The sequence below is a fragment of the Rhizomicrobium sp. genome (genome assembly GCF_056722145.1).
Genome location: NZ_JBWZET010000059.1, coordinates 1 through 2,287, shown reverse-complemented (window position 1 = coordinate 2,287; position 2,287 = coordinate 1). Strand labels below are relative to the sequence as shown.

General features: G+C 63.1%; 1 protein-coding gene and 1 pseudogene. Both read left to right on the top strand.

The window, feature by feature from the left end:
- Positions 1-431: pseudogene (locus AC1P6P_RS03355) on the top strand (hypothetical protein); the annotation flags it as partial.
- A gap of 70 nt (positions 432-501) precedes the next feature.
- Complete coding sequence (locus AC1P6P_RS03350; protein ID WP_481401020.1) at positions 502-1,926, top strand: mannose-1-phosphate guanylyltransferase/mannose-6-phosphate isomerase; 1,425 nt, start codon at positions 502-504, stop codon at positions 1,924-1,926.
- Positions 1,927-2,287: the final 361 nt, after the last annotated feature.

Sequence of the window (2,287 nt, the reverse complement as noted above, 5' to 3'; positions counted from 1 at the left end):
TCGGGCGATTGACCGTGGAATATACCGACAGCGTCGCCACCGAAAACCTGTTCGGCGGTACGCTGATGCACGGCATTGCCTACAACAACTATGATTACGTCGATGGCATGCGCTATCGCGGCCGCACCCTCGGTTTCAGTCTCGACAGCGACAGCCGGCTGTTATCGGTGCAGGGCGAATTCACCGACACGGCCGGCCGCAGTCTGACGCTGACCTATCACCGTGCGGCAATTTCGACCGCCGCCAATCCTTATGGCAATGCCGTCACCGCCGCGCCGATCACCGTGAATATCGGCGTGGCGCGATTGTCGCTGCCATTCAGCGCGCAGCGCTGGCGCCTCGAACTCGAGGGGCGGTTGCAGGACGATCGTCCGCGCCCGGATCACGGCTTTCTCGCCTCCGTGGAAGCGGCGCTGGTGCTAAACTTGTAACCAAAGGTAATTCCATTACGGGTGCTGACGATCTAAGGTGCGGGCGCGAAAAAGGTAGGGTGTTTTCGGCATGACGATTTTTCCGGTGATCCTTTCGGGCGGTTCGGGCACGCGGCTATGGCCGTTGTCGCGAGGCTCGTTGCCCAAGCAACTGCTGCCGCTGCACGGCGAGCACACCATGATCCAGGAAACCGTCGCCCGCGTACGCCTGCCGAACGCCGCGGCGCCGATCCTGATCTGCAACGACGATCACCGCTTCCTGGTGGCGGAGCAGATGCACGCCATCGGCCTGACGCCGAGCGCCATCGTGCTCGAGCCGATGGGCCGCAACACCGCCCCCGCCGCCGCCGTTGCCGCGCTGATCGCCGGCGAAAACGACCCGAAAGCGATCGTGGCGCTGTTTCCCTCCGATCACGTCGTCGGCGACGAACCGGCGTTTCAGGCGGCGCTCGCGGTCGCGGTCAAGGCGGCCGAAGCGGGCAGCATCGTCACCTTCGGTCTCGAGCCGACGGCGCCGGAAACCGGCTACGGCTACATCGAACGCGGCGAACCGCTTGCGGCCGCCGACGGCGCTTTCGCCGTGAAGGCATTTCGCGAGAAGCCGGACGTCATCACCGCGGCGCGCTATGTCGCCGAGGGCACCTATTTCTGGAACGGCGGCATGTTCGTGTTCCGCGCCGACGTGATGCTGGAAGAGCTGGAAAAACACGCTCCCGCCATCCTGCCGCCGGTACGCGAGGCAGTGGCGAAAGCCTCCCGCGATCTCGATTTTGTCCGCCTTGATGCCGCCAGCTTCGGCGAGGCGCCGAACATCTCCATCGACTACGCGGTGATGGAAAAAACCACCCGCGCCGCGGTGGTACCGTGCAATATCGACTGGAACGACGTCGGCTCGTGGTCGTCGCTGTGGGAAATTCGCCCCCAGGACGCCGCCGGCAATGTGCTGCAGGGCGACGTGGTGGTGCACGATACCGCCAACTCGTTCGTCCACAGCGAACGCACCCTGACGGCGATGGTGGGCGTCGAAAATCTCGTCGTCATCGCCACCAAGGACGCGGTGCTGGTCGCCGACAAGGGCCATGCCCAGGATGTCAAGGCGATCGTCGACAAGTTGAAGGCGGCCGACCGCACCGAGCCGATGGAGCACACCGTCGTGTTCCGCCCGTGGGGCAGTTATGAGGTGGTCGATCGCGGCGACAACTTCCTCGTCACCCACATCATGATCAAGCCGGGCGGGCGCATCGGCCAGCACATGCACCATCACCGTGCCGAGCACTGGATCGTGGTGGAAGGCACCGCCCGCGTCACCTGCTGCGACAAGACGACGATCCTGCACGAGAACCAGTCGACCTTCATCGGGCTGGGCGAAAAGCACCGCATCGAGAATCCAGGCAAGGAGCCGCTGCGCCTGATCGAAGTGCAGTCGGGTCCCTACCTTGGCGCCGATGACATCGCCCGCTACGAGAATTTCTACGGCCTGACGGCGAAAGACTAAGCCGCCCTCGGTGTCCCCCTCGCGGCGGCTGAGTGCGGCGAAACGGAGCGAATGCGCGTCGGTCTCAGTGCCTCCGGCGCCAAGGGATTGATTTGTACTTGTTTTGTTCAGTTTGTCGCACCGGGAAAACTCCCCTTGAAGCGTGCGGGAGGTTTCCCCATTTCTTCTATATCCGCTGAATTGTAACGAGGCCGCCGCGAGGCGGCTTTTTGCTGCCGGCTTGCGCGCGAGCGGTTTGAAGCGCTTGAATTTTGGTACCAACTGGCCTATTTCACGGAAAATAGCCGGGGGTCCCTGATTTGTCCACCAGTTCACCTGTAGTTTCGCACCTGAAGCGTCTGGAAGCCGAGAGCATCCACAT

What these genes read in the sequence shown, in the direction of transcription:
- AC1P6P_RS03350 (WP_481401020.1), top strand. Translation starts at nt 502, where the DNA reads ATGACGATTTTTCCGGTGATCCTTTCGGGCGGTTCGGGCACGCGGCTA.